The organism is Thiomicrospira sp., from assembly GCF_036568485.1.
Lineage (GTDB): Bacteria > Pseudomonadota > Gammaproteobacteria > Thiomicrospirales > Thiomicrospiraceae > Thiomicrospira.
Map to the genome: position 1 here is coordinate 1 of NZ_DATCSL010000107.1, position 1,080 is coordinate 1,080.

A 1,080-nucleotide genomic window follows, 5' to 3' on the forward strand; every position below is an offset into this window, starting at 1 on the left:
GCGTTTTAAGCCTGACGAATTAAGCGCGTTTGCGGAATTCGTTAGTACGGGTATCGATTTCGATTTTATCGCCAATCTCAACAAACGCCGCTACTTGAAGCTCGGCACCGTTATGTAGGCGAGCGACTTTCATTACTTTACCAGAGGTATCGCCACGCGCGGCTGGTTCGGTATAAGCTACTTCACGCACGATGATGATCGGTAATTCAATCGAAATCGGTTTTTCGTTGTAGAAGGTCACTTCACACTGGTCTTCCATGCCGTCTTCGATGTAGTTTAGGGCGTCGCCTAAGTTATCTTTTTCGATTTCGTACTGGTTGTATTCTTCGTCCATGAAAACATACAAAGGATCAGCGAAGTAGCTGTAAGTACAAGTTTTCTTTTCAAGAATGACTTGGTCAAACTTGTCGTCTGCTTTATAAACCTGCTCACTTGCGCTGTCGTTCAGTAGGTTTTTCATTTTCATTTTTACGACCGCTGAGTTACGGCCAGATTTGTTGAATTCGGTCTTTAAAATAACCATTGGCTCATTGCCAATCATAATCACGTTACCAACGCGAAACTCTTGTGCTGTTTTCATGCTTGTTTCCTAAAAATTTAAAAATCGCCGCATTATACCTTGCTTTTAACAAACTTGACTAGATTTGAGCAAAGTTCGCCTAAATTTTCTAAGTGATTTATCCAGTTCTCGGCGTGGGTCGTTAAGCTTGGCCAGTGCGCTATGAGCGAGCACCAGGCCTGGTGATCAAGTTGTTGGTGATTCCAACCAGCTTGAAATTCATATAGCGCTTGGCGCGCGGCTAGATTGAGAGTTTGGCTGTAAGCATCAAAAAACGCATTTAACTTAGTCCAGTGCGCATCGTCTTCGGTTGGGTAAATATGCCAAATAAATGGTTTGCCCGCCCATTGGGCACGAACTAAAGATTCTTCGCCACGTACAAAGTTAAGATCACATAACCACAATAAATAATCGTATTGCGCTTGGGGTAAAAACGGCAAAATATGCAAGCGCATTTGGCCCTGTTGTAACGTGTCTCCGGCGTTAAGCGGTTGATTAAAATAATCTTGTGCGCTGCTTAA

The 1,080-nt window shown here is 43.3% G+C and carries 2 protein-coding genes; both read right to left on the reverse strand.

Features of this window, described 5'->3' with window-relative positions:
- Positions 1-19: 19 nt before the first annotated feature.
- Entirely contained in the window at positions 20-580 is a 561-nt protein-coding gene (gene efp, locus VIM91_RS10160) for an elongation factor P (protein ID WP_331864707.1), read from the reverse strand.
- 32 nt (positions 581-612) lie between these two features.
- Positions 613-1,080 (reverse strand): elongation factor P maturation arginine rhamnosyltransferase EarP (gene earP, locus VIM91_RS10165; RefSeq protein WP_331864708.1); only part of this gene is annotated, 468 nt, incomplete at its 5' end.

Coding starts and splice junctions, on each gene's coding strand:
- efp (WP_331864707.1), bottom strand. CDS start 580: ATGAAAACAGCACAAGAGTTTCGCGTTGGTAACGTGATTATGATTGGC.